General features: G+C 73.2%; 20 protein-coding genes and 1 pseudogene. 9 read left to right on the top strand and 12 right to left on the bottom strand.

Translation table 11 applies throughout. The annotated features are described in order from the left end of the window. Nucleotides 1–7 precede the first annotated feature (7 nt). Genes EV190_RS07865 through EV190_RS07855 form a run of 4 tightly spaced genes read right to left on the bottom strand, consistent with a single transcriptional unit; the run spans nucleotide 8 to nucleotide 4,112 of the window. Nucleotides 8–1,132 (bottom strand): acyl-CoA dehydrogenase family protein, encoded by a 1,125-nt coding sequence (locus tag EV190_RS07865; protein ID WP_133740819.1) that lies wholly within the window; start codon nucleotides 1,130–1,132, stop codon nucleotides 8–10. Beyond that, nucleotides 1,117–2,148 carry a hypothetical protein gene (locus tag EV190_RS23675; RefSeq protein ID WP_208113096.1) on the bottom strand — a complete coding sequence of 344 codons (1,032 nt, stop codon included), beginning with the start codon at nucleotides 2,146–2,148 and terminating at the stop codon, nucleotides 1,117–1,119. The genes EV190_RS07865 and EV190_RS23675 overlap by 16 nt, the downstream gene beginning before the upstream one ends. After that, a complete protein-coding gene (locus EV190_RS23670) occupies nucleotides 2,145–3,707 on the bottom strand; it encodes a class I adenylate-forming enzyme family protein (protein WP_208113095.1) in 1,563 nt (520 codons plus the stop codon). The genes EV190_RS23675 and EV190_RS23670 overlap by 4 nt, the downstream gene beginning before the upstream one ends. Before the next feature lie 18 nt (nucleotides 3,708–3,725). Then, nucleotides 3,726–4,112, bottom strand: a complete 387-nt coding sequence (locus tag EV190_RS07855) for an ectoine synthase (RefSeq protein WP_133740818.1) — start codon at nucleotides 4,110–4,112, stop codon at nucleotides 3,726–3,728. 474 nt (nucleotides 4,113–4,586) lie between these two features. On the opposite strand from EV190_RS07855, the gene EV190_RS23665 reads away from it, so the two are divergent. After that, a complete protein-coding gene (locus EV190_RS23665) occupies nucleotides 4,587–4,790 on the top strand; it encodes a hypothetical protein (RefSeq protein ID WP_208113094.1) in 204 nt (67 codons plus the stop codon). Between the two features lie 95 nt (nucleotides 4,791–4,885). Next, nucleotides 4,886–6,865: an amino acid transporter gene (locus tag EV190_RS07845; protein WP_133740817.1), complete on the top strand. Its 1,980-nt coding sequence runs from the start codon at nucleotides 4,886–4,888 to the stop codon at nucleotides 6,863–6,865. Nucleotides 6,866–6,897: 32 nt separating this feature from the next. On the opposite strand, the gene EV190_RS07840 is transcribed toward EV190_RS07845, so the two are convergent. After that, nucleotides 6,898–7,839 (bottom strand): hypothetical protein, encoded by a 942-nt coding sequence (locus EV190_RS07840; protein ID WP_133740816.1) that lies wholly within the window; start codon nucleotides 7,837–7,839, stop codon nucleotides 6,898–6,900. Between the two features lie 741 nt (nucleotides 7,840–8,580). Next, nucleotides 8,581–9,143: pseudogene (locus tag EV190_RS24020) on the bottom strand (aldo/keto reductase). Nucleotides 9,144–9,577: 434 nt separating this feature from the next. Here EV190_RS24020 and EV190_RS07830 point away from each other — a divergent pair. Beyond that, on the top strand, nucleotides 9,578–10,318 hold the full coding sequence (locus EV190_RS07830) for an SDR family oxidoreductase (RefSeq protein WP_133740815.1): 741 nt from the start codon (nucleotides 9,578–9,580) through the stop codon (nucleotides 10,316–10,318). A 59-nt stretch (nucleotides 10,319–10,377) separates the two neighbouring features. Here the strand turns inward: EV190_RS07830 and EV190_RS07825 are convergent, their stop codons facing one another. Further along, nucleotides 10,378–11,259 carry an RNA polymerase sigma-70 factor gene (locus tag EV190_RS07825; RefSeq protein ID WP_133740814.1) on the bottom strand — a complete coding sequence of 294 codons (882 nt, stop codon included), beginning with the start codon at nucleotides 11,257–11,259 and terminating at the stop codon, nucleotides 10,378–10,380. A gap of 126 nt (nucleotides 11,260–11,385) precedes the next feature. Between EV190_RS07825 and EV190_RS07820 the strand changes: the two genes are divergently transcribed. After that, nucleotides 11,386–12,111 carry a Mut7-C RNAse domain-containing protein gene (locus EV190_RS07820; RefSeq protein WP_133740813.1) on the top strand — a complete coding sequence of 242 codons (726 nt, stop codon included), beginning with the start codon at nucleotides 11,386–11,388 and terminating at the stop codon, nucleotides 12,109–12,111. A 190-nt stretch (nucleotides 12,112–12,301) separates the two neighbouring features. Here EV190_RS07820 and EV190_RS07815 read toward each other — a convergent pair whose 3' ends face one another. Then, entirely contained in the window at nucleotides 12,302–13,069 is a 768-nt protein-coding gene (locus EV190_RS07815; protein WP_166655407.1) for a class I SAM-dependent methyltransferase, read from the bottom strand. Between the two features lie 227 nt (nucleotides 13,070–13,296). Between EV190_RS07815 and EV190_RS07810 the strand changes: the two genes are divergently transcribed. Continuing rightward, complete coding sequence (locus EV190_RS07810; RefSeq protein ID WP_133740811.1) at nucleotides 13,297–13,884, top strand: histidine phosphatase family protein; 588 nt, start codon at nucleotides 13,297–13,299, stop codon at nucleotides 13,882–13,884. A gap of 24 nt (nucleotides 13,885–13,908) precedes the next feature. On the opposite strand, the gene EV190_RS07805 is transcribed toward EV190_RS07810, so the two are convergent. Genes EV190_RS07805 through EV190_RS07795 form a run of 3 tightly spaced genes read right to left on the bottom strand, consistent with a single transcriptional unit; the run spans nucleotide 13,909 to nucleotide 17,275 of the window. Continuing rightward, nucleotides 13,909–15,549, bottom strand: coding sequence for a pyruvate, phosphate dikinase (locus EV190_RS07805; RefSeq protein ID WP_133740810.1), 1,641 nt, complete (start codon nucleotides 15,547–15,549; stop codon nucleotides 13,909–13,911). Beyond that, on the bottom strand, nucleotides 15,546–16,172 hold the full coding sequence (locus EV190_RS07800) for a transcriptional regulator (protein ID WP_133740809.1): 627 nt from the start codon (nucleotides 16,170–16,172) through the stop codon (nucleotides 15,546–15,548). The genes EV190_RS07805 and EV190_RS07800 overlap by 4 nt, the downstream gene beginning before the upstream one ends. Next, nucleotides 16,169–17,275, bottom strand: a complete 1,107-nt coding sequence (locus EV190_RS07795) for a TetR/AcrR family transcriptional regulator (protein ID WP_133740808.1) — start codon at nucleotides 17,273–17,275, stop codon at nucleotides 16,169–16,171. Before EV190_RS07795 ends, EV190_RS07800 begins: the two co-directional genes overlap by 4 nt. A 173-nt stretch (nucleotides 17,276–17,448) precedes the next feature. Here EV190_RS07795 and EV190_RS07790 point away from each other — a divergent pair, with 173 nt between their 5' ends. Genes EV190_RS07790 through rpsN form a run of 4 tightly spaced genes read left to right on the top strand, consistent with a single transcriptional unit; the run spans nucleotide 17,449 to nucleotide 19,383 of the window. Beyond that, nucleotides 17,449–18,549 carry a GTP-binding protein gene (locus tag EV190_RS07790; RefSeq protein ID WP_133740987.1) on the top strand — a complete coding sequence of 367 codons (1,101 nt, stop codon included), beginning with the start codon at nucleotides 17,449–17,451 and terminating at the stop codon, nucleotides 18,547–18,549. A gap of 2 nt (nucleotides 18,550–18,551) precedes the next feature. Continuing rightward, on the top strand, nucleotides 18,552–18,809 hold the full coding sequence (rpsR, locus tag EV190_RS07785) for a 30S ribosomal protein S18 (protein ID WP_133740807.1): 258 nt from the start codon (nucleotides 18,552–18,554) through the stop codon (nucleotides 18,807–18,809). Between the two features lie 30 nt (nucleotides 18,810–18,839). Then, nucleotides 18,840–19,076, top strand: coding sequence for a 50S ribosomal protein L28 (gene rpmB / locus EV190_RS07780; RefSeq protein WP_133740806.1), 237 nt, complete (start codon nucleotides 18,840–18,842; stop codon nucleotides 19,074–19,076). 1 nt (nucleotide 19,077) lies between these two features. Further along, nucleotides 19,078–19,383 carry a 30S ribosomal protein S14 gene (gene rpsN, locus EV190_RS07775; RefSeq protein WP_133740805.1) on the top strand — a complete coding sequence of 102 codons (306 nt, stop codon included), beginning with the start codon at nucleotides 19,078–19,080 and terminating at the stop codon, nucleotides 19,381–19,383. A gap of 145 nt (nucleotides 19,384–19,528) precedes the next feature. Here rpsN and EV190_RS07770 read toward each other — a convergent pair whose 3' ends face one another. Next, on the bottom strand, nucleotides 19,529–20,425 hold the full coding sequence (locus EV190_RS07770; RefSeq protein ID WP_133740804.1) for an alpha/beta fold hydrolase: 897 nt from the start codon (nucleotides 20,423–20,425) through the stop codon (nucleotides 19,529–19,531). Nucleotides 20,426–20,471: the final 46 nt, after the last annotated feature.

Below are 20,471 nucleotides of genomic sequence, written 5' to 3'. Positions count from 1 at the left end.
AAGGGGGTCAGGCGTCCACCGCCGCGAAGGCCGGGTAGTTGGCCGCCCAGCTCACGTCGCGGTGCGCCGCCATCATCTGCAGGTCCCGCCAGTGGCGGGAGAGCACCGCGTCCTCGGAGTGCGCGGCCGTGCCCGCCAGCGCCACCAGCCGCTGGACCGCGTCGACGCACAGGCGGGCGAGGTAGGCGCGGTCGCGCCTGACCGTCCCGGCCTCCTTCGGCGAGAGCGCGCGGCGCTCCGTCCCGGCGGCGTGCAGCGTGGCCGCCACCGCGTCGTACAGGTGCCCGGCGCAGGCCAGCTCCGCCGCGCTCTCCGCCAGCCCCATCTGGACGGCGGGCTGGTCGGCCCGGCCCGAGGCCCGCGCCGAGGCCGCGTACTCGCGGTAGGCGCCCTCGGCACAGCCGAGGATCGGGCCGATGACCACGCTGTTCACGTAGTCGGTGAACGGGACCTCCAGGAGGTAGCCGTCCTCCCCCGCCCGTCCCGTCCAGCGCTCCCCGAAGCACGCGCCGAGAGGGGCGACCGACTTCTCCGGAACAAGAACGTCGTCCAGGACGGCGCTCCTGGACCCCGTCCCCGACATCCCCGTCACGTGCCAGGTGTCCGAGACGCGCACCCGGTCGGCCGGGACCGGGAGGAGGAGCCGTCCCTCCTCCGGGGCGTTCGCGCAGGCGCCGTTGACGATCACCCAGGAGGCGTGGTCGATCCCCGAGCAGAACCGCCACTCCCCGTCGATCCGGAAGCCGCCCTCCACCCGTTCGACCACGCCGTTCGCGGTGACGGAGGCGGTCGCGAACAGCTGCCGGGGCCCGTCCGCGAAGAGCGCCCCGGCCGCGGCGTCGGGGAACCGGCTCGCCACGCCGGCGTGCGCGCCGACGACGCCGACCGTCCACCCGGTCGACGGGCAGGCGCGCGCCGCGCGCCGCGCCGCGTCGGCCAGGACCGGCCAGGCCGCGCCGAGGCCGCCGTACCGCTCGGCGGCGGCCAACTGGAGGAGGCCCGCGTCGAACAGCTCCTCCAGCGTCTCCGCGGGCAGCGTCCCGGTCCGCGCGGTGCGGGCGGCCCGCTCCCGCCACCTCCCGGCCAGCGCGTCGATCCGCTCCCCCGCCTGCGGGGTCACGTCGTCTGCCACGGTTCCTCCTCCTGTTGGCGCCCTCCGATGCGGCGGACGACCGGTGTCTCACAGCAGAACTGGTCGGGGATGACGGGCTGCCCCGAGACCTCGAGGAACTCGCGCAGTCTCCCGGCGCTGTTGGAGGCCGCGACCTCGTAGAAGTTCGTCCCGTTCCAGATCAGGAAGACGTGGTCGAAGAACCGGCCCAGCACGCCGGCCAGCTCCTCCAGGGTCACCTGGCCGTCGCTCATCCGGGACAGCATCCGCCCGCGCTTCCACTCGATCTCCTCGGGCGAGAAGTACAGCGCCTTGTGGACGCCGTCCTTGACGTCCTCCCTGCGCTCGTACTCGGCCGGGTCCGGGTGGTCGAGCTTCTCCAGGAAGAAGGCGATCCCGTCGGGCCGCAGGAAGTCGGCGACGTGCGCGACCTGCCGGTCGCGGTCCCTTCCGTAGAACTGGAACGCGGCCGTCTCGTAGAAGAAGTCGACGCCGTCGCGGAACGGCCGGTACTCCTCGCTCCCGCGCAGCACGTCGGTGGTCAGCTCGAAGAGCGACCCGGGGAAGTACCGCGAGACGGCGGGGTCCGCGAAGGTGCGGAACCAGGGCTCGTTCGCGCGGTTGGGCGAGGACGTCAGCGTCGTGATCCGCCCCCGCGACACGGCCGCCAGCGTGCGCCCGTTGGTCCCGTCGAAGGCGTCGCCCTCGTAGAAGGTCAGGCCGCGGCCCTCCTGCTCGGACCAGCGCTCGGCCAGGCGCGACAGCACCGTGCCCACGCGCGACATCTCCTCCAGGATGCCCGGGACGCTCGCCAGGAAGTGCCGGAAGAGCGGCCCGGAGCGCTCGGTCATCATGTCCTGGTAGTCGAGCAGCGCCCGGTCGTGGACCCGGTCCCTGACGGTGGAGCGGACCGGCCGGGCGGGGATCTGGTTGCGGCCGGTCGCCAGGGAGTCGAACTCCTCCACCAGGGCGGTCATGGCGGAGCCCTCGACGTAGTCCCGCAGGGGGCTCCCCTGCTCCAGCGCTTCCTCGCTCACCGCGCCCCTCCCTTCGCCCCGTCCCGTCCGGACTCCTCCAGCGCGCGGGCCAGGGCCCGCCTGTCGGTCTTCCCCGACGCGGTCAGCGGCAGCCTCCGGTGGAAGACGACCCTCGCCGGGACCATGTGCCAGTCGAGCCGCTCCGCGCAGTGGTCGATGACCTCCCTCTCCCCCACCCCGGCGCGGTCGCGCGGGACGACGCAGGCCACCGGGACGCTCCCGGCGGAGTCGTCGGCGACCGGGACGACCGCGCAGTCCGCCACGCCGGGGAGTTCGCGGATCCGCGCCTCGACCTCGTGCGGGTCGACCTTGAACACCGAGCGCGCGAAGACCTCGTCCCGCCGGGCCACCCAGTACAGGAGGCCGTCCCGGTCCCTCCGGAAGAGGTCGCCGGTGAGGAGCAGCCTGGACTCGCCGAGGACGTCGCGCCGGATCACCCGGCGGGTCAGCTCGGGCCTCCTCCAGTAGCCCTGCATGACCAGGTCCCCGGCCACCGCGAGCTCCCCGACGGCGCCGGGTTCCGTGACGGGGCGGCCGTCGTCCCCCACGATGTGGGCGCGGACCCCGGGAAGCGGCCGCCCGACCGAGTCCGGGTGCCGGTCGATCTCGTCCGGCGGGAGGTAGGCGACCCTCTTGCACTCGGTCAGGCCGTACATCGAGTGGATCAGGACGCGGGGGAACGCGTCCCTGAGCCTCCTGATGTGCTCGACCGGCAGCCGCTGCCCGCTGCTCGAGACGTACCGGAGCGAGGGCACCTCGTACCGGTGCAGGTCGTCGAGGCCGCACAGGCGCGCCAGCACGGGGGGGAAGGCGTGTATGCCGGTGACCCTCTCGCGGTCGACCAGGTCGATCAGCGCGCGCGGGTCCTCGGGCAGGGCCCGGCACGCCACGACGCGGCCGCCGAAGGCCAGCGGCATCATGACGTTGTGGAAACCGAAGTCCGAGCCGATCGGCGTGAACGTCAGGACGACGTCGTCGGCCGTGTTGGCCTGGTACGACGTCACCGCCTCGAACGCGGCGACCATGTTGCCGTGGCTGACGGCCACCCCCTTGGGGGCCGAGCTGGAGCCGGACGTGTAGAAGAGCGCGGCCAGCTCTCCCTCCAGCGGGATTCCGGCGTCGTCGCTGCGGGGCACGGCCGGGGGCCGCCGCCGGAGCAGCGGCTCCGCCTCGGGTCCGCCGCCCAGGGGCAGGACCGCGTCGAGGGGCGTCTCGTCGAAGACCCCCTCGAAAACGTCCGGACGGTCGGTCACCAGGAACGCGGCGTCCGCCTCCCTGGCCTGGTGGACGAGTTTCCTCCGGTCGAACGACGGGTGGGTCGTGACCACGACGCACCCCGCCTTCAGAATCCCGATGACGGCGGCGACCGCCTCCGCCGAGAGCTCCGCGTACAGCACGACCCTGTCGCCCGGGCGGGCCCCGTGCCCCACCAGGGCGGCGCGGTGGCGCTCGGCCAGGGCGTCCAGTTCCCCGTAAACGACGCTTTTCCCGTCGAAGGTCGCCGCCGTTCTTTCCGGGAACGCGTCGGCGTTACTCTCGAAGTACTCGTGGAATTTCACGTTCGGCCGCCTTGGAGGTCAGTAGGAGGAGGCCTCGACCCGGTCGAGCAGGTGCCGCTCCGTTCCTTCGAGCGGAGGGTTGAAAACGCTCAGCAGGACCAGGTCCTCGCCCGGTTCCGCGCGCAGGTGATGGCGGTCGCCCTCGTCGAGGGCGTACAGGACCCCCGGGGTGATCCGGTGCTCGACGCCCTGGTCGTCCTCGATCGTCCCCGCGCCCGAGACGCAGAAGCACGCCTCCCGGTGCGCCCTGTACTGCAGGTACGACGAGGTTCCCGCGCGGACGACCGTGTGGCAGACGGTGAACCCCATCGCGTCGGCCGCCGTGAGCAGCCGCACACTGGTCCCGTTTCCCCAGTCGACATCGAATTTCGACCCCGCGACGTCGGCGAGCGAGCGAACGAGCATTATCGGACTCCACTGCGTGTTTCGGTCAGTTATCGGGTACCGTACCTCTGGATCGGCCGATTCCGATTAATTGGCGATAAGCGCCAACAGGGATATCCACGCACCCGGGGAAGCATACTGACTCGGCCCCGGACGGGCAATGAATGATCTCAGCACCTGAGAATCCGAAGGCCAGGCGATCGCGTTTTCCAGAACCGAGCGAAATTCGGACAGCCTTCTCCTGCGGCCCGCCGAAGGGGGCCGCAGTGGTCCCGCTTCGACGACCCGGCCGGGGGAGCGCCCGTGGACGGACAGCTCCGACCGCAGCGGCGCGGACGGCGGATCGCGATGGCCCCGGACGAGGTCGACGCCTTCCTCGCCGAGCGGCGCACCCAGGGAACCTGTTGTGTGGGGGTTTCGTTAGCGGTCTTGAGCTTTCTGCCCGTTTCGGGGCCTTGAAGGGCGGAAAGCCCATGATCATTCCGGCTGCGCGGAGTGCGGTTCAACGGCACCGTCGAGGTCGTCGGCGAGGAGCCGCGCACCGGCGGGCCGGTCGACGCCCTCGCGGACGTCGAGGCGCGGTTCGCCGCCAAGTACTCCGGCCCGGACGGGATGGCCCACGACGGCGGGCACGTCTGGCTGAGGGCCGCACCGGAGAAGACCACCAGCGGGGACTTCCGCGAGATCCCGACGGCCTGACCGGGGAACCCGGCCCCGCGGACCGCGAGCCGGGGGCCTCTGGGGGTAGGAGACCTCCGGCGGGGTGCCGTGCCCCGCGGTGAGGAGTCCCGCTCATGGACACGCGACCGGGTGAGATGCCACGGCGGTGGGAGAGCACGGTCCGCTCCCGCCCTCCTTCGGGGAAGGTGACGCGCTGGCTGCTCCGCAACCGGGTCGACCAGGTCCCCGGCCCCGCCGCCAAGGAGCACCCCGACCGGCAGCACCCCTGGTGGCAGGTCATGTGTCTGACCGGCGTGGACTACTTCTCCACTCTGGGCTACCTGCCCGGCATCGCCGTGCTCGTGGCGGGCGCGCTCTCCCCGCTCGCCGCACTGCTGATCGTGGCCACCACCCTGGCCGGGATGCTCCCCATGTACCGCAGGGTCGCGGCGGAGAGCCCCAACGGGCAGGGGTCGGTGGCGATGCTGGAGAGCCTGCTGCCGGTGTGGCGCGGCAAGCTGTTCGTGCTGTGCCTGCTCGGTTTCGTCGCGACGGCCTGGATCATCACGATCACGCTGTCCGCCGCGGACGCCACCGCCCACATCGTGGAGAACCCGTTCACCCCCGAGCCGGTGCGGGAGCGGCCCGTCCTCACCACACTGGTGCTGCTGGCGCTGCTCGGCTCGGTGTTCCTCACCGGTTTCACCGAGGCCATCCTGATCGCGGTTCCGGTGGTCGCGGCGTTCCTCGCCCTCAACGCCCTCGTGGTGGCGGCCGCGGTGCGGCACATCGCGGCCGTCCCCGGCTCCCTCGACGGCTGGTGGCGGGCGGTGCTCGCCACGGGCGGCGGTGATCCCGCGTCGATCGTGCTCAGCGTGGTGCTGGCGTTCCCACTTCTGGCCCTGGGCCTGTCCGGCTTCGAGACCGGGGTGAGCATGATGCCGCTCGTGCGCGCCGGGGGCGCCACCCCGCGGCTGCGGCTGCGCGAGCGCGTCGCCAACACCCGGCGGATGCTCACCGCGGCGGCGCTCGTCATGAGCGTCTTCCTCCTGGCCGGCACGTTCGTCACCGCGGTGCTGATCCCGCCGGAGGAGTTCGAGCGGGGCGGCCGGGCCGAGGGCCGCGCGCTGTCCTACCTCGCCCACGCGCTCCTGGGCGAGGGGTTCGGCACGGCCTACGACATCGCCTCGATCCTGATCCTGTGGTTCGCCGGAGCCTCCGCGATGGCCGGACTGGTCAACATCGTCCCCCGCTACCTGCCCCGCTACGGGATGGCGCCGGCCTGGGGGCAGGCCGTACGGCCGGTCGTCCTCGTCTACACGGCGGTGGCCCTCCTCATCACGGTCCTGTTCGACGCCGACGTCAACGCCCAGGCCGGCGCCTACGCCACCGGCGTCCTCGCGATGCTGGTGTCCGCGGCGGTCGCGGTGACCCTGACCGCGCGCCGCAGGAGGCGGCACGCGGCGACCGCCGGCTTCTCCGCCGTGACGCTCGTCTTCGGCTACGCCCTGGTCGACAACGCCGTCGCGCAACCGGACGGCATCGCGATCTCGCTCGCGTTCGTCACCGGGATCATCGTGATCTCCCTGGTCTCCCGGGTGATCCGCAGCACCGAGCTGCGCGCCGACGTCCTGGAGTTCGACGACGCCGCGCGCCGGTTCGTCACCGACGCGGCCCGGCACGGCCCACTGCACGTCATCGCGAACAAGCGCCAGGCGGGGGACTTCTGGGAGTACCACGGCAAGGAGCGGGAGCAGCGCCTCCTCAACCCGATCCCCCCGCACGTGCGGACGCTGTTCCTGGAGATCACGGTCCAGGACCCCTCGGAGTTCGCCAGCGTGCTGCGGGTCCGCGGCGCCGAGGTCGCCGGGTACCGGATCCTGCGCGCCGACAGCCCCGTGGTCCCCAACGCGCTCGCCGCGATCCTGCTGTGCCTGCGCGACGCGACCGGAAGGACCCCGCACTGCTACTTCCAGTGGTCCGAGGGCGGACCGGTGACCAACCTGGCCCGGTACGTGCTGCTCGGTGAGGGCGACACCGCTCCGGTGACCCGCGAGGTGCTCCGCGAGGCGGAGCCGGACCCTCTGCTCCGGCCCCACATCCACGTCGGCTGAGTCCCGGGCCAGCCGGCACCGCCGGAACCGCCCTACGGCACCGTTCCGAGCGGCCTCAGCGCGTGGACGCCGGTGTCCGCCGCCAGGAACAGCGTGCCGTCGGGCGCCATTGCCATGTCCCACACCCGCTCCAGCCAGGGGGCCTCCAGGGACAGGACCGGATCATCGGGGGCGTCGAGGAACCAGACGGAAAGGGCCTTCTTCCACCGGCAGAGCCCCGCGACCAGCGCCCCGTCGCCCACGTCGGCCGCCACCAGCACGTCCCATAAGCCCGTGTGCCCGATCAGGTCCCCACCGCCGGGAAGCGCGCGGACCCTGCCGCCTCCGAGGAGCACCGGCCGCCCTCCCAGCGCGGCCACACTCACCTCGCGGGGGCCGACGTCGGCGATCGACCCGCACACCCGCCCCTCGGGCAGCCGGTAGACGTCCACACGGTACTTGTCGACCGCGTCCTCCCCGGTGAACCCCAAGAACTGGGCGGGCACCGCCAGAAGGTCGTCCACGAGCCCGATACCGGCCTCGGCCATCCAGTAAGAGGGGTGGAAGTCCGGCTGCGCGGCCAGCAACGCCCCGCTGTCCAGGGCGCACGCCTCCCACCCCCACTCGGCCTCGGAGAAGCCGAACACGAAGACGGCCGCGCGACCGCGGATCATCCCGCACTCCACGGCGAGCGGCGTGTCGATCCCGCCGCCGTACGGGACCTCGGCCACCGGCTCCCCCGTGACCAGGTCCCACGTGCGCAAGACGTCGCGGCGCGCCTCGACCACCACCGGGCCCGGCAGGATGTCAACGTCGGCGAGTCCGCACATCCCGTCGAAGCCGAGCCTCATCTCCGGTCCCAGCGGCTCCAGGGTCCCGGTGTCGAACCCGCGCGCCGCGGCCTCGTCCTCCACCGCGAGAAGCACCCGCCCTCCGCGCCCCAGCCGAACCCGGTCCACCGGACGGTCCCACAGCACCACCGGTTCCACGCCCATCCCCTCCCCTCCGCCCACCGGCTTCGATCGAGCCGATCGACCTCCTGCTCCGTACCCGCGTTGAGTTCCCTCCCGTTTCCGGGCGGACGGGGAGCGAGGAACCCGTAGTCGGAAATCATTTTCTTTTATTGTGGGGACACGGAGAGCGAAAACGGCCTCTGTGCCATCGGAAAAACACGGCCGTCAGCCCCTCCCGAAACCGAACGGAGCCGCGCCCCTCACCCCATGTCGGCAAGCGGTTTCCAAATCTGTGACCACGTTAGAGGGCAAGCCATCCCTCTCTCCCCACCACCGCACCCCACTGACAAAACGGTATGAGCCGATGGAGCCGATCGGACACCAGACAGGCGTTGTCCTCCGCATCCGAACCGCGACGCCCCGCCCGGAAGGCAGCAGAGGCTTTCCGGGCGGTCCCGGCACCGCTCCGATCCGTTGTCTACCGGTCGGTCCCGTCGGGGACGGTGGTGAAGTCGCGCCCTCCGGTGATCTCCCGGTTCGGCAGGGTCGCGGCCGCGCCCACGATGTCCGTTGCGCGAGGGTTCCGCTGACGGTCTTGGGCTTTCTGCCCGTTTCAGGGCCTGGAAGGGCGGAAAGCCCATGATCGTTCCGGGAGGGCGGGACCGCCCCTCGAACCGCCGCGTCACGGACATCCGGCGGTTATGCGCGGGCCTCCGGCCCCGCCCGCCGTCGCCGCTCGTCGTAACAGGCCCTGAGGGGACCCCGCCCCGGCAGAGCCCCGAATCACCCCCGCACCGGAGATTCCCTACCGGGGATGAGGACGACTCCCTGTCCCAGCAGCCACGCCAGCGCCACCTGCGCGGCCGTGACGCCCTTCTCGGCGGCGATGGCACGCATCCGCTCGACGAGCCGCAGGTTCGCCGCGATCGCCTCTGGCCGGGGTCCAGGTCGTCGACGGTGCGGATGTCTCCGGTGAGAAAGCCCCGGCCGAGGGGGGAGAACGCGACGGACCCGATGCCGAGCTCGTCCATCGTCTCCTTCTCCCCGTGGCGCAGCACGCCGCGCAAGAACAGCGGGAACTCCGACTGCACGGCCGCGAGGGGATGCACCGCGTGCGCACGGCGGATCGTGGCCGCAGACGCCTTCGTCGCCGACACGACCTCGTCGCGCCGGTCGCCGATCGCGCGGGCGATGAGCCTCTCGTTCTCAAACGGTCCGTACGCCTCGGCGGTATCGATGAACGTGACCCCCAGTCCGACCACGGGAACGCGCAACCCGTCACCGGGGTTCTTCGAGCACCGCCAGGCGCGCCGACTCGGTTCCCTCGCGTCGGCTGAGACCGGCATGACCCGGATCTCGGCGATCGGCATTCCGGTCTCCCGCAGCATCACCAGGCAGGCGATCCGGGTCAGGTCCCGACGCCGGTCGCACCGGCGTCCGTCCGCGCGGCGCGGGGGCCGGGAGCAGTCCTTCGCGTTCGTCGTAGCGGAGCGCTTCGACACCGACCCCGGTGGCCTCGGCCGATCGGCAGGTCCTCGGAGGGTACGTCCACCGCGATGCCGGGAAGCAGCGGTTCGGTCATGTCCCTCGTCCCACGCGTCCTGTGAAGCTCTACAGGCCGAGCCGATCGCGGCGGGCAGGACGAGGAGAAGACGGGCACGGTGTCACGTTCGGCGCCGGTGCGCTGTCTTCACTTCGAGAGCAGGACGAAGGCGGCCCCGGAGGCCGGCCGCTCCCACGGGGCGGGCCGCTCCGGAGCCCTGGCGAAGGGTGGACACCCATGAGGTTCGTGGTCATCGGCGGCAGTGGTCTGATCGGCTCGCAGGTCGTGCGTGCGCTGGCCGGGGCCGGTCACGAGGCGGTGCCGGTCTCGAAGTCGACGGGGGTGGACGTGGTCAGCGGGGAGGGGCTGGCCGCGGCGCTGCGGGGCGCCGACGTGGTGGTAGACGTGACCAACTCGCCGTCCTTCGAGGACGACGCCGTGATGGAGTTCTTCCGCGCCTCGACCGGGAACCAGCTCGCCGCCGAGGCGGAGGCCGGGGTCGGGCACCACGTGGTCCTGTCGATCGTGGGCGTGGACCAGGTGCCCGGCGTCGGCTACTACCGCGCGAAGGCGGCTCAGGAGGACATCGTCCGCGGCGGGAGGGTCCCGTACTCGATCGTGCGCGCCACGCAGTTCTTCGAGTTCGTCGACGACATCCTGTCCTGGACGACGGACGGCGACGTGGTCCGCCTGCCGTCGACGCTCCTTCAGCCGGCCGCGAGCGCGGACGTCGCCGCGAACCTCGCGGAGGTCGCGGCGGGCGAGCCGTTGAACGGCGTCCGCGACATCGCGGGCCCGGACGTGTTCCGCCTGGACGAGCTCGGCCGGCTGGCCCTCGCGTCGAAGAACAGCGGCCTGTCCGTGGTGACGGACGAGAGCGCGGGCCTGCTCGGCGGTATCGGGGACGGGGTGCTCACGGCGGGCGAGGGCGCCGTCGTCCTGCCCACGCGCTACGAGGAGTGGCTCCGCCGCCGCTGATCCGCCCCGCCTCCCGGTCCGCCCGCCGCCCGGCGGGCGGCGGGCGGACCGGGACCGCTTCAGGAGGGCGGGCGGACCGCGCCCAGCTTGGCCGGGTTCCTGACGAAGTACACCCGGCGGACGCCGGACGGCGCCGCGTCGATCGCGCCCAGCACGAGCACGCTGTCGCCCCTGGCCAGGGTGAACGCCTCCCGGCCGTTCGCGTTGACCAGGTCGGAGGAGACCGGCTTCCCGAGCTTGCGCATGACGCCGGCCAGGAAGCGGGCGACCTGGTCGCGTCCGGTGACGGGGCGACGGGCCGCCGAGACGACGCCTCCACCGTCCGAGTAGAAGACGACGTCCTCGGACAGCAGCGCCTTGAGCCGGTCCAGGTCGCCGGTCCGCGCCGCTGCGAGGAAGGCCCGGAGCAGGCGGTCGTGCTCCGCCGCGGGCACCTGCCCCGCGCGTTCGCGGTCGACGTGCGCGCGGGCGCGCCGGGCCAGCTGCCGGGCGTTCGCCTCGGAGGTCCCGAGGATGTCCGCGATCTCTCCGTGCGGGTAGTCGAACGCCTCGCGGAGCAGGAACGCGGCGCGCTCGTTCGGGGTCAGGCGCTGGAGCAGCATCAGCAGGCCCAGTTCGACCGCCTCGGCGCGCTCGGCGCCCAACGCGGGGTCGTGGCCGGTCAGGACGGGCTCGGGAAGCCACGGGCCGACGTAGGACACGCGGCGCGCCCGCGCGGAGGTGGCGGCGTTCAGCGCCAGGCGGGTGGTGATCGTGGACAGGAACGCGGTCGGGTTCCGGACCGCCGTCCGGTCCGCTCCCTGCCAGTGGATCCACGTCTCCTGAAGGACGTCCTCGGCGTCGGTCGCGGACCCCAGAATCCGGTAGGCGATGCCGAACAGGCGCGGCCGCGCCGACTGGAATTCGGCGAGACCGCCGGTGGCGGTGCCGGTATCGATCATCCGGGGCTCCTCGCGGTACCGGCGGGGTCGCGGAGGACGCCGTCCGCTCCCCCCGTGTTCGCTGAACCGTTCACGGGACGACCCTAGTGCGGCTTCCCGGTCCGGCCGCCGTGGCATCCTTGAAGGATGGAACAGGCGGTCCTGGCCCTGCGCTTCGCTCCCGAGCTCCGGTTCTTCCTCCCGCCGCGCCACCGGCGGCCGCTGGTTCGCGTCGGCCACGACCGCACCTCGTCGCTGGGCCACGTGGTGGAGTCGCTGGGAGTGCCGCTGACCGAGGTCGGCCCGCTGCGCGTCGGCGGCCACGACGTCGCCCCCTCCTACCGGCCACGCCCCGGCGACGTCGTCGACGTCGTCCCCGTGCGGCGTCCGCAGCGGCCGCCGTTCACACCGGTGCGGTTCCTGCTCGACGTCCACCTGGGCACCCTGGCGCGGCGCCTGCGGCTGCTCGGCGTGGACACCGCCTACGACAACGACCGCGACGACGACGCGCTGGTCCGCCAGGCCAACGACGAGCACCGGGTGCTGCTGACCCGGGACCGCGGGCTGCTGCGCCGCAAGAGCCTGCGCGCGGGCGGCCACGTGCGCGGCGACCGGCCCGAACAGCAGCTGCGGGACGTGCTCGACCGGTTCGCCCCGCCGCTCCGCCCGTGGACCCGGTGCCTGGCGTGCAACGGGCCGCTGTCCCCGGCCGCCAAGGGCGACGTCGAGGACGAGCTCGCCGCGGGCACCCGCGCCGCCTACGACACGTTCGCGCGCTGCGGCGCGTGCGGCAGGGTGTACTGGCAGGGCGCCCACCACGGGCGGCTCGCCCGGATCGTGCGCGAGGCCCAGGAGCGCACGACGGCCGAGTGAGCCCTGAGGACCGTGGAACCGGCGGGGCCGGGGGCCCGCGCGTCCCCGCCGGGTGTCCGTGGCGCGACGGTCCGGAGACCGGTTCCGCCCCGCTCGGGACGATCATGGGCTTTCCGCCCTTCCGCTCCCCGGAACAGGCAGAAGGTTCAACACCGTCGGCCGGGCCGGGCCCCTTCCGGGGTGCCGGCCGTCAGGCGTCCGGTGCCAGTACGGCCGTGTAGTCGCGGCCCCCGGTCTCCACGTGCTCGATCCGCCACGGGGTCGGCTCGACGATCCCGGCCAGCTCCTGGCAGGACAGCAGCAGGTAGTCGAACCACGGGGTCGCCACGCCCCCGTCGCGCACCCGCATGCGCACCTGGCCGGGCATGCGGCCGCGTTCGCGGTTCCACGCGTGGTAGGCCGCGTGGTCGGCGTCCGCCCTCCCGGGTCCGGTGCCGTCGGCCCGCGGGTCGAAGCCCGATCCGATCAGCCGGCCGCCCGGCGCGACGAGCCCGGCCAGGCCCTCCAGCACGGTCCGGGCCTGCTCGCGCCCTCCCAGCAGGCCCAGGTTGTTGCCCAGCAGCAGCACCGTGTCGAACACGCCCAGGCCCGGCGGCGGTTCCTGGACCGTGCCGACCACCGCCTCCACGCCGCGCCCGCGCGCCACCCGCACCGCGCCCGGCGAGGCGTCCAGGCCCACCACCGCGCGCCCCATCCCCCGCAGCGCCAGCGCGTGCCGCCCCGCACCGCAGCCGACGTCCAGCACCCGCCCCCGCGCCCGCTCGCACGCCCACCGGTCCAACCCCGACAGCTCCTCCGCCGGGGTGAAGTAGCGGACGGCGTCCGCTGCGGCGACGTACCCGTCGTCGCGCTCGATCACCTCGAACGCCGCCCCCGGCACCGCCCCCGCGTCCCGGCAGCGCTCCAGAACCCGCCCGAACGCGTCCCCGGCCACCGGCTCACGCACACCAGATTCCATGCCCCGGAGCATGCCAGCCGCCCCCGGGCCGTGTCGCCTCTTTTCTGCGGGAGGGCCACAACAGCGTGACGTCCTCTCGGGGAACCGGCCGTACCGGATGCGCTGCTCGAACGGACGGCGAAGCCCGGACCCGCGTGGGCAGCGGGGCTGGACCACCCGCCTCCCAGTTAGGATGTCGCCGACATCCAAATATTCGCGGCATTTTAAAGAGCGCGGAGGGAGCGGCGATGGCGACCCGGCACCTGTACGCGGTCCGGCACGGCTCGGCGGACCCGTTCGGCGAGCTGACCGATGTGGGGCGGCGGCAGACGGAGCTCCTGGCGGAGCGGCTCGCGCGCCTGCCCGTCGACGCGGTGTGGCACTCGCCCCTGCCCCGCGCGGCGCGCTCCGCGGGGATCATCGGCGAGCGCCTGCCGGGCGTCCCCGTGCGGGAGGCGGCCGAGCTCGTCGACCACGTGCCTCACGTCCCCGACGACCCGCCCCCGGCGTGGGCCGGGTTCTTCGACGGCTACGACGCCGCCGAAGCGGACGCGGGCGCGCGTCTCGCGGACGCCCTGGTCGACCGGTTCGCGCGCCCCGCCGGGACCGAGACGCACGAGGTCCTGGTCACGCACGCCTATCAGGTGGCGTGGCTGGTGCGGAGCGCGCTCGACGCGCCGCCGGCGCGGTGGCTGGGGTTGGGCTGCGGGAACACCGCGTTGACGGCGATCGAGTACTACGACGGCGCGGCGCCGGCGGTGCTGGTGTACAACGACATGGGCCACCTTCCGGCCGATCTGCGCTGGACGGGGTTCGGACCGGGCACGCGCCCCTGACGGGCCGCGCGGCAGGCACCGCGATCAGTCCGGCCGCTCCCGGCGGAGCACGGCGTGGGCGGCGCCCAGCCGCTGGACCTCGTCGCGGTCGGAGCGGTCGCCCGACACGTCGTCCGCCCACGCGAGCAGTCGGCGCGGGTGCGCGTCAGAGCCGTCCGTGACGACGGGCGGGCTGCCGAGCGCGACCTGGCCGCCGGTGCCGTCGACGGTGACGAAGGCGCCTTCGCCGATGGTGCGGCCGCCGACGCTGATCGAGGCACCGGCGGAGTCGACGACGAGGCCGGTGACGCCGACCACGGCCGGCTTTCCCATCGACCGCGCCACGACGGCCGCGTGGCTGGCCGCCCCGCCCCTCGCGGTGACGATCCCCGCGGCCGCGGCGAGGCCGCGCATGTCGTCGGGGGACGTCTCGGGGCGCGCGAGGACGACCGGGCCGTCGGCTGCCATGCGCACCGCCGCCTCGGTCGTGGTCGCGATCCTGCCGACCGCGACACCGGGGCAGGCACCCGTTCCCCGGGCGAGGACGTCGGCCCGCGCCGGGTCCGCGATGCGCGGTGTGCGGGCGTGCCGGAGCTGCCGCGGCGAGACCCGCAGCAGCGCCTCCTCACGCGTGATCACGTGCTCGTCGGCGAGGTCGACCGCGACACGCACGGCGGCGGCCCCCACGAACCGGCCCGGGCGCGCCTGCAGCAGCCACAGCTCCCCCGCCTGGAAGGTGAACTCGACGTAGCACGCGTCCCGGTAGTGGCCCTCCACCCGGTCCAGGGCGTCGACCAGCGCGCCCCACACCACCGCTTCCCGCGAGCCGAGTTCCCGCAGGGGCAGGACCGGCGTCCGGCCCGAGACGACGTCCTCCCCCTGGCATCCGAACAGGACGTCGCCGAAGGGCGTGTCCTCCCCGGTGTTGGGGTCCCGGCTGAACGCGACCCCGGTGCCGCTGCGGTCGTCGCGGTTCCCGAACACCATCGCCTGCACGACCACGGCGGTGCCCAGATCGTGGCCGATGCCGTGGATCTCGCGGTAGGCCCGCGCGCGCGGCGTGTCCCAGGAGGAGAAGACGGCCTCGACGGCCAGCTCCAGCTGCCCGGCCGCGTCGTCCGGGACCGCGCGTCCGCCTCGCCTCCCGGCGGCCCTTTCGAACTCGGCGATCGCACCGGCCAGCCGCGCCTCCTCGTCGTCGGCGCCCCGCCCCGCGGCCGTCCCGGGGCCGGTGGACGCGTCGGCGGCACCGGTTCCGGAGAGCGCGGCGGCGAGGGTGGAGAGGAACCGCAGCCGCGAGTCCACGGCGAAGCGCGCGTCACCGGTCTCGGCCGCCAGCCCTGCGGTGGCCTCGGCCGTGAGGCCGAGGTTGAGGACCGTGCTCATCATCCCGGGCATCGACACCCTGGCTCCGGAGCGGACCGAGACGGCCAGCGGCGTGCGCGCGCCGCCGAACCTCCGCCCGGTCGCGGCCTCCAGGCCTCCCATGGCGGCCGCCAGCTCCTCGCGGAGCCCGTCGGGAAGACGGCCCCCGTCCAGGAACGCCCGGCACGCGTCGGTGGTGACCACGAACCCGGGCGGCACCGGGAGCCCGAGGCGGTGCAGGGCCACGAGCCCGTGCGCCTTGGCGCCCAGGGCCTCCTCGGTCTCGTCGAGCCGCGCCGTCAGCGGACGGACCCACCTCATCGGGGAATCCCGAGCGTGGCGAGCAGGTCCTCGTGGAGCTCGGCCCACACGGTGTGGTAGGACGCGGTGCTGTCGGCGACGTACTCCAGCTCCCCGCCCCGGGCGCGATCGAGGGCGCCGGCGAGGCGGACCCGGTACCGGCCGAAGCGGGGCAGCGCGGCGGCCAGGTCGGCGCAGACGGCCTCGGCGCGCTCGTGCAGCCCGGCGAACCGGTCGAGGACGCGGGCGTCGTAGGCGGGGTCGCCGTGGTCGTTGGCGACCGCCACACCGTCGAGGGACCGCAGCTGCCAGGCCGCGCACAGGTCGAGCAGTTCGGGGTTGAGCACGAGGAAGTCCCCGTACGCGGCCGCCACGACGGGGCGGGCGCCGGCCGAGTCCAGCTCGCGGGTGACGCGTTCGGCGTCGGCGGCGCGGCCGGCGTCCGTCAGCCCCCACCCGCCGAACGGGCCGGCCAGACGCGTGACGAGGCCGTCGACCGCGAGATCGATCAGCTCGGACTCGACCGCGGCCTCGTCCAGACCGGTGGCCGCGGCGACTCGGGCGACGCCGGCGTAGCCGCCGCAGCGCAGGGTGTGGAGCACCGGCAGGTCGTCGCCGGAGCGGGGTGCGTCTGACTGGGTCATGTAGCGGCTTCCTGTGGTCTCGTGTCGTGGGTGGTGCCGGCGGTCGCGGCCGCGTGGGCGGCGCCCCGACCGTGGCCGCGGGCGACGATCGCGCCCCCTCGGACGCGCACGGCCGCTTCGGTGTCGTCGTCGACGCCGGACAGGCCGATGGCCGAGGCCGCCGCGGCCTCGTCGTCGATGACCAGCCGAAGGCTCCGCCACGTCCCGGGCGGGAACACCTGTCGCAGGCACGCGACCAGGTCGCCGACCCTGAGCCGCACGAGACCGCCGGTCTCGGCGGGGTCTCGGGTGACGACGACGACCGTGACCTGCTCGCCGGGGCGAGGCGATCGGACGGCTTCCTCGGCGGCGGCCAGGCGCCGGGCGCCCAGCACCGCCACCAGGCCGTCGGCGCCGAGGTCGACCGGGGCGCCGGTGATCCGGTCCACCAGGCCGGCGGGCGGGGCCCAGGCGTCCTGGCACGGATCGGCGGGCCCGATGTGGGGCAGGTGCGGTGGCGCCCAGGTGTCGGCGAGCTCCAGGCCCGCCAGGTGCTCGCAGGCCCGGGCCCGGTCGAAGGGGTCGCCGAAGCCCGGCGCCATCTCGGCGAGCAGACCCGAGCCGCCCAGCAGCGTCAGCGCCAGCTCGGCCAGCCGCACCCGCCGCGCTGCGGGGCCGTCCGGCGCGCAGCTCTCCAACCCGACGGCCAGCAGCAGTGCTTCCAGCCGCGCGACCTGCGCGAGCACGGCCCTGGCCGGCTCGTCGTCGATGACGCCCACCAGGGAGCGCAGCCGCAGGCGTCCGCCCGTCGCGGTGTCCCCGGCCAGGGGCAGCCGCTCCGACCACGTCCGGGCGAACGCGCCGAGCGCGTCGCCCACGGACCCCGGCCGCCGAGCGGGCTCGACCGCTTCGGCGCTCTCGACCAGATCGACGAGCACCGACAGGTACAGTGCCCGCTTGCTCGGGAAGTTCGAGTACACCGCGCCCCGGGTCAGCTCCGCCCGCTCGGCGATCCGGTCGACCCTCGCCGACGCGTAGCCGTACTCGACGAACTCCCGCCTCGCCGCCGCCAGCACCGACGCGCGCGTACGCGCCTGCTGCTGGACCCGTGTCAGTCGGGCCACCACCACTCCTTCCGTCGCCGTCCAACGAAGATACTCTAAAAATCCAGATGTTTTCACCATCCTGATGAGCCGGCCAGCAGACAGCGCGGACCGGGCGCGACATTCGACGGGGTACGATAACGATTATCGTTTTCATAATGACGAGAGGAACCCCCTATGGGAGGGAGAGCCTGATGCGCGTGGCCGTGGTCACCGGCATGCACCGGTCGGCACGACAACAGACCGTGGACGCGCTGCTCGCCACGACGCCCCGGTCTGTGGCGGTCTTCCATGACATGGAGAAGATCAGGAAGGGAGCGGTGGACCGCGTCATCCGGGACCGCTCCGGCCGGAGCGACCGCCGTGAGGTGAACCTCGTTCACGCGTGCGCGTCCTGCACCCTGCGCGAGGACCTCGTCCCGCTGCTGCTGCGGATGGCCGAGGACCGGGCCTACGACCTGTGCGTCGTGGACGCCTGGGACGGCGTCGAACCGAGACCGGTCTGCGAGGCCATCGCCGCCGAGAAGACACTCACCCTCGCGGTCGCGGCCACCGCAGTGGACGCCGGACGCCTACTGGACGACCTCGACAGCGACGACGACCTGCGCGACCGCGGCATCGGCATCGCCCAGGACGACGAGCGCACGGTCAGCGAGGTCCTGGCCCGGCAGGTGGAGTACCCGTCAGCGGTCGTCCTGCACGGTTCCTCCGGCGCGGACCACGCGTTCGCCCTCCTCGCGCAGCTCAACCCCGGCGCCGCGATCATCCCCGCGACAGAGGACCTGTCCGCGCTCGTACGAGGCGCGTTCGACACCGAGGCCGCCTTCATCCGCACCAACCCGGCCTGGGCGCAGTACGGAGACCGCGCGGACGGCCACGTGCGGACCGTGACCTGGACACGCACACGCCCGCTGCACCCACAGCGTCTGGCCGATGCCCTGGAGGGCGTCCTGGCGCTGGCCATGCGCGGCCGAGGGCGCTTCTGGCTCGCCAGCCAGTCCGACAACCTGCTGGTCTGGGACTCCCACAACGACCTGCTCACCGTGGAGAACGGCGGCCCGTGGCTGGGGGCGCTCCCCGAAGCCGCGATGGACCTGGTCCCGGCCGCCAGACGCACCTCGGCGCTACTCGACTGGACCCCGGAAACCGGTGACCGCCGACAGCACATGGCCTTCACCGGGATCGGCCTGGACGCCGACCGCTTGGTCGCGCTCCTGGACTCGTGCCTGGTCACGGCCGGGGAAAGCGACCAGGAATTCCAAGAAGACCCCTTCGCCGAGTTCTCGGAGAGATGACCATGCCCAGCGACAACCGCCGGACCGACAGGCGTTTCCCCTCGCGCAGGTTCGCCAACCCCCTGGGGGAACTCGACTACGTCGACTACAAGGACGTCGCGCTGCTCCGCACGTTCGTCTCGGAGAAGGGCAAGATCCGCAGCCGCCGTGTCACGCGCGTGACCGCACGCCAGCAGCGGCTGATAACGGCCGCGGTCAAGAACGCCCGGGAGATGGCGCTGCTGCCCTACCCCTCCAACCTCCCCCACAGCAGGTCCTGAACAAGGATCCGACACCAGGAAAGGACAGCCGTGTCACGCGTATGCCAGGTGACGGGCAAGGCGCCCGCCTTCGGTAATGCCGTCTCCCACTCCCACCGGCGAACCAAGCGCAGGTTCGACCCCAACATCCAGTCCAAGCGGTACTGGCTGCCCAGTGAGCAGCGCTTCGTCAGGCTCAAGGTGAGCGCCAAAGGCATGAGGGTCATCGACGCGCGCGGCATCGAACGTGTGGTCGCCGACATCCGTGCTCGCGGGGGGAAGATCTGAGATGGCCAAGAAGAGCAAGATCGCACGAAACGAGCAGCGCAGGAAGGTCGTCGCCCGCTACGCCGAGCGCAGGGCCGAACTGAAACGCGTCCTCAAAAGCCCGCACTCCGCCGAGGAGGACAAGGCCGCGGCCCTGGCCGAGCTGCGACGCCAGCCCCGGGACGCCAGTGCCACGCGTGTGCGCAACCGGGACTCCGTCGACGGCCGACCGCGTGGACACCTCAGGCGCTTCGGCCTGTCCCGCATCCGCTTCCGCGAGATGGCCCACCGCGGTGAACTGCCCGGCGTCACCAAGTCCAGTTGGTGATCCCGCACTGCGGAGACCCACCGGCGGCGGCTCTTCCCCCGAGGGAGCCGCCGCCGGTGCGCGTGCCGGGCGTCGCCCCCGCCCGGCCGCGGGGCCGCACCACCTGGGGCAGGTGGCGCGGCCCTTGTCCCCGGAGCGCGCCGGGTCAGCGGCCGGCGAGCCCGTCGAAGATCTCCACCAGTTCGGGACGGCCGAACGGGCCGACATGGGGAGCGGCGACGCTTCGCACGTCGGTCGGGTTGTCCGGGGTGAGGCGGTCGGCCTCACTGATGAACCGGTCCTGCAGCGCGGGCGGAACCAACCGGTCGAGGGTGAAGCGCACATACGTCCGGGGGATCCGGCCCCAGGTCCGCGCCTCGCCCCGGGCCTCGGCCAGCGGAATACCGACGGGCTCGTCCGGTTCGAGCATGTTGAACATCCGGCTCACCCCCTCGTCGTCGAAGTCACCGGCGAGGCACTCCCGGATCCCGCGGAACGCCGACGGGTCGGCCGAGCGCCAGTTGATCCGGTTCACCCCCAGGACCGCCGGGTCGCCGACCTGCACCCGGAGCACCTCGGCGAGCAGGCTGTCGCCGTTCTCCGGCGTTTCGAGGTAGGCGGCCATGTTCGGCAGGTCCACGCAGCAGTACGCCGCGACGTAGACCACCCGCTCGAGCAGGTCGGGGACGGCGTTGCCGACCCTGCTCACGGTGACGCCGCCCTGGCTGGCGCCGACGAGGATCACCGGTCCGTGGCGGCGGGCCCGGCGCACCACGTCCACGACGCGCTCGGCGTAGTCGTCGAGGGTCACCCCGGCGAGCGGCGACGGTTCGACGGCCAGCGCCCCGAGGTCCTGCGGGGCCTGGTAGGCGCGGGGGAAGAACCCCTCGTGGCCGTGTCCCGGCAGGTCGACGGCCACACTCCGGTGTCCGCGCAGGGCGAGTTCGTTGGTCAGCCCCGTCCACGAGGACGACGAGGAGTTGGTGCCGTGCACGAACACCAGGGTCGGCTGCCGCCGGTCGCCCTCGTGGTCGACGGCGGCGGTCACGGTTTCATGGTTCATCGTCATCGATGTCCTCTTTTCTTTCCTGTCGGGTTCCGCCGGTCGA

Source organism: Actinorugispora endophytica (genome assembly GCF_004363075.1).
Classification (GTDB): Bacteria; Actinomycetota; Actinomycetes; order Streptosporangiales; family Streptosporangiaceae; genus Actinorugispora; species Actinorugispora endophytica.
Note: the sequence above shows the minus strand (reverse complement) of the source record. Positions and strands in the feature narration are given on the sequence as shown.

Excerpts from the sequence above, each read along its gene's own strand:
- EV190_RS07855 (WP_133740818.1), bottom strand. The coding sequence starts at position 4,112 with ATGCTCGTTCGCTCGCTCGCCGACGTCGCGGGGTCGAAATTCGATGTC.
- EV190_RS07845 (WP_133740817.1), top strand. The coding sequence starts at position 4,886 with ATGGACACGCGACCGGGTGAGATGCCACGGCGGTGGGAGAGCACGGTC.
- EV190_RS07840 (WP_133740816.1), bottom strand. The coding sequence starts at position 7,839 with ATGGGCGTGGAACCGGTGGTGCTGTGGGACCGTCCGGTGGACCGGGTT.
- EV190_RS07830 (WP_133740815.1), top strand. The coding sequence starts at position 9,578 with ATGAGGTTCGTGGTCATCGGCGGCAGTGGTCTGATCGGCTCGCAGGTC.
- EV190_RS07825 (WP_133740814.1), bottom strand. The coding sequence starts at position 11,259 with ATGATCGATACCGGCACCGCCACCGGCGGTCTCGCCGAATTCCAGTCG.
- EV190_RS07820 (WP_133740813.1), top strand. The coding sequence starts at position 11,386 with ATGGAACAGGCGGTCCTGGCCCTGCGCTTCGCTCCCGAGCTCCGGTTC.
- EV190_RS07815 (WP_166655407.1), bottom strand. The coding sequence starts at position 13,069 with ATGGAATCTGGTGTGCGTGAGCCGGTGGCCGGGGACGCGTTCGGGCGG.
- EV190_RS07810 (WP_133740811.1), top strand. The coding sequence starts at position 13,297 with ATGGCGACCCGGCACCTGTACGCGGTCCGGCACGGCTCGGCGGACCCG.
- EV190_RS07805 (WP_133740810.1), bottom strand. The coding sequence starts at position 15,549 with ATGAGGTGGGTCCGTCCGCTGACGGCGCGGCTCGACGAGACCGAGGAG.
- EV190_RS07800 (WP_133740809.1), bottom strand. The coding sequence starts at position 16,172 with ATGACCCAGTCAGACGCACCCCGCTCCGGCGACGACCTGCCGGTGCTC.
- EV190_RS07790 (WP_133740987.1), top strand. The coding sequence starts at position 17,449 with ATGCGCGTGGCCGTGGTCACCGGCATGCACCGGTCGGCACGACAACAG.
- rpsR (WP_133740807.1), top strand. The coding sequence starts at position 18,552 with ATGCCCAGCGACAACCGCCGGACCGACAGGCGTTTCCCCTCGCGCAGG.
- rpsN (WP_133740805.1), top strand. The coding sequence starts at position 19,078 with ATGGCCAAGAAGAGCAAGATCGCACGAAACGAGCAGCGCAGGAAGGTC.
- EV190_RS07770 (WP_133740804.1), bottom strand. The coding sequence starts at position 20,425 with ATGAACCATGAAACCGTGACCGCCGCCGTCGACCACGAGGGCGACCGG.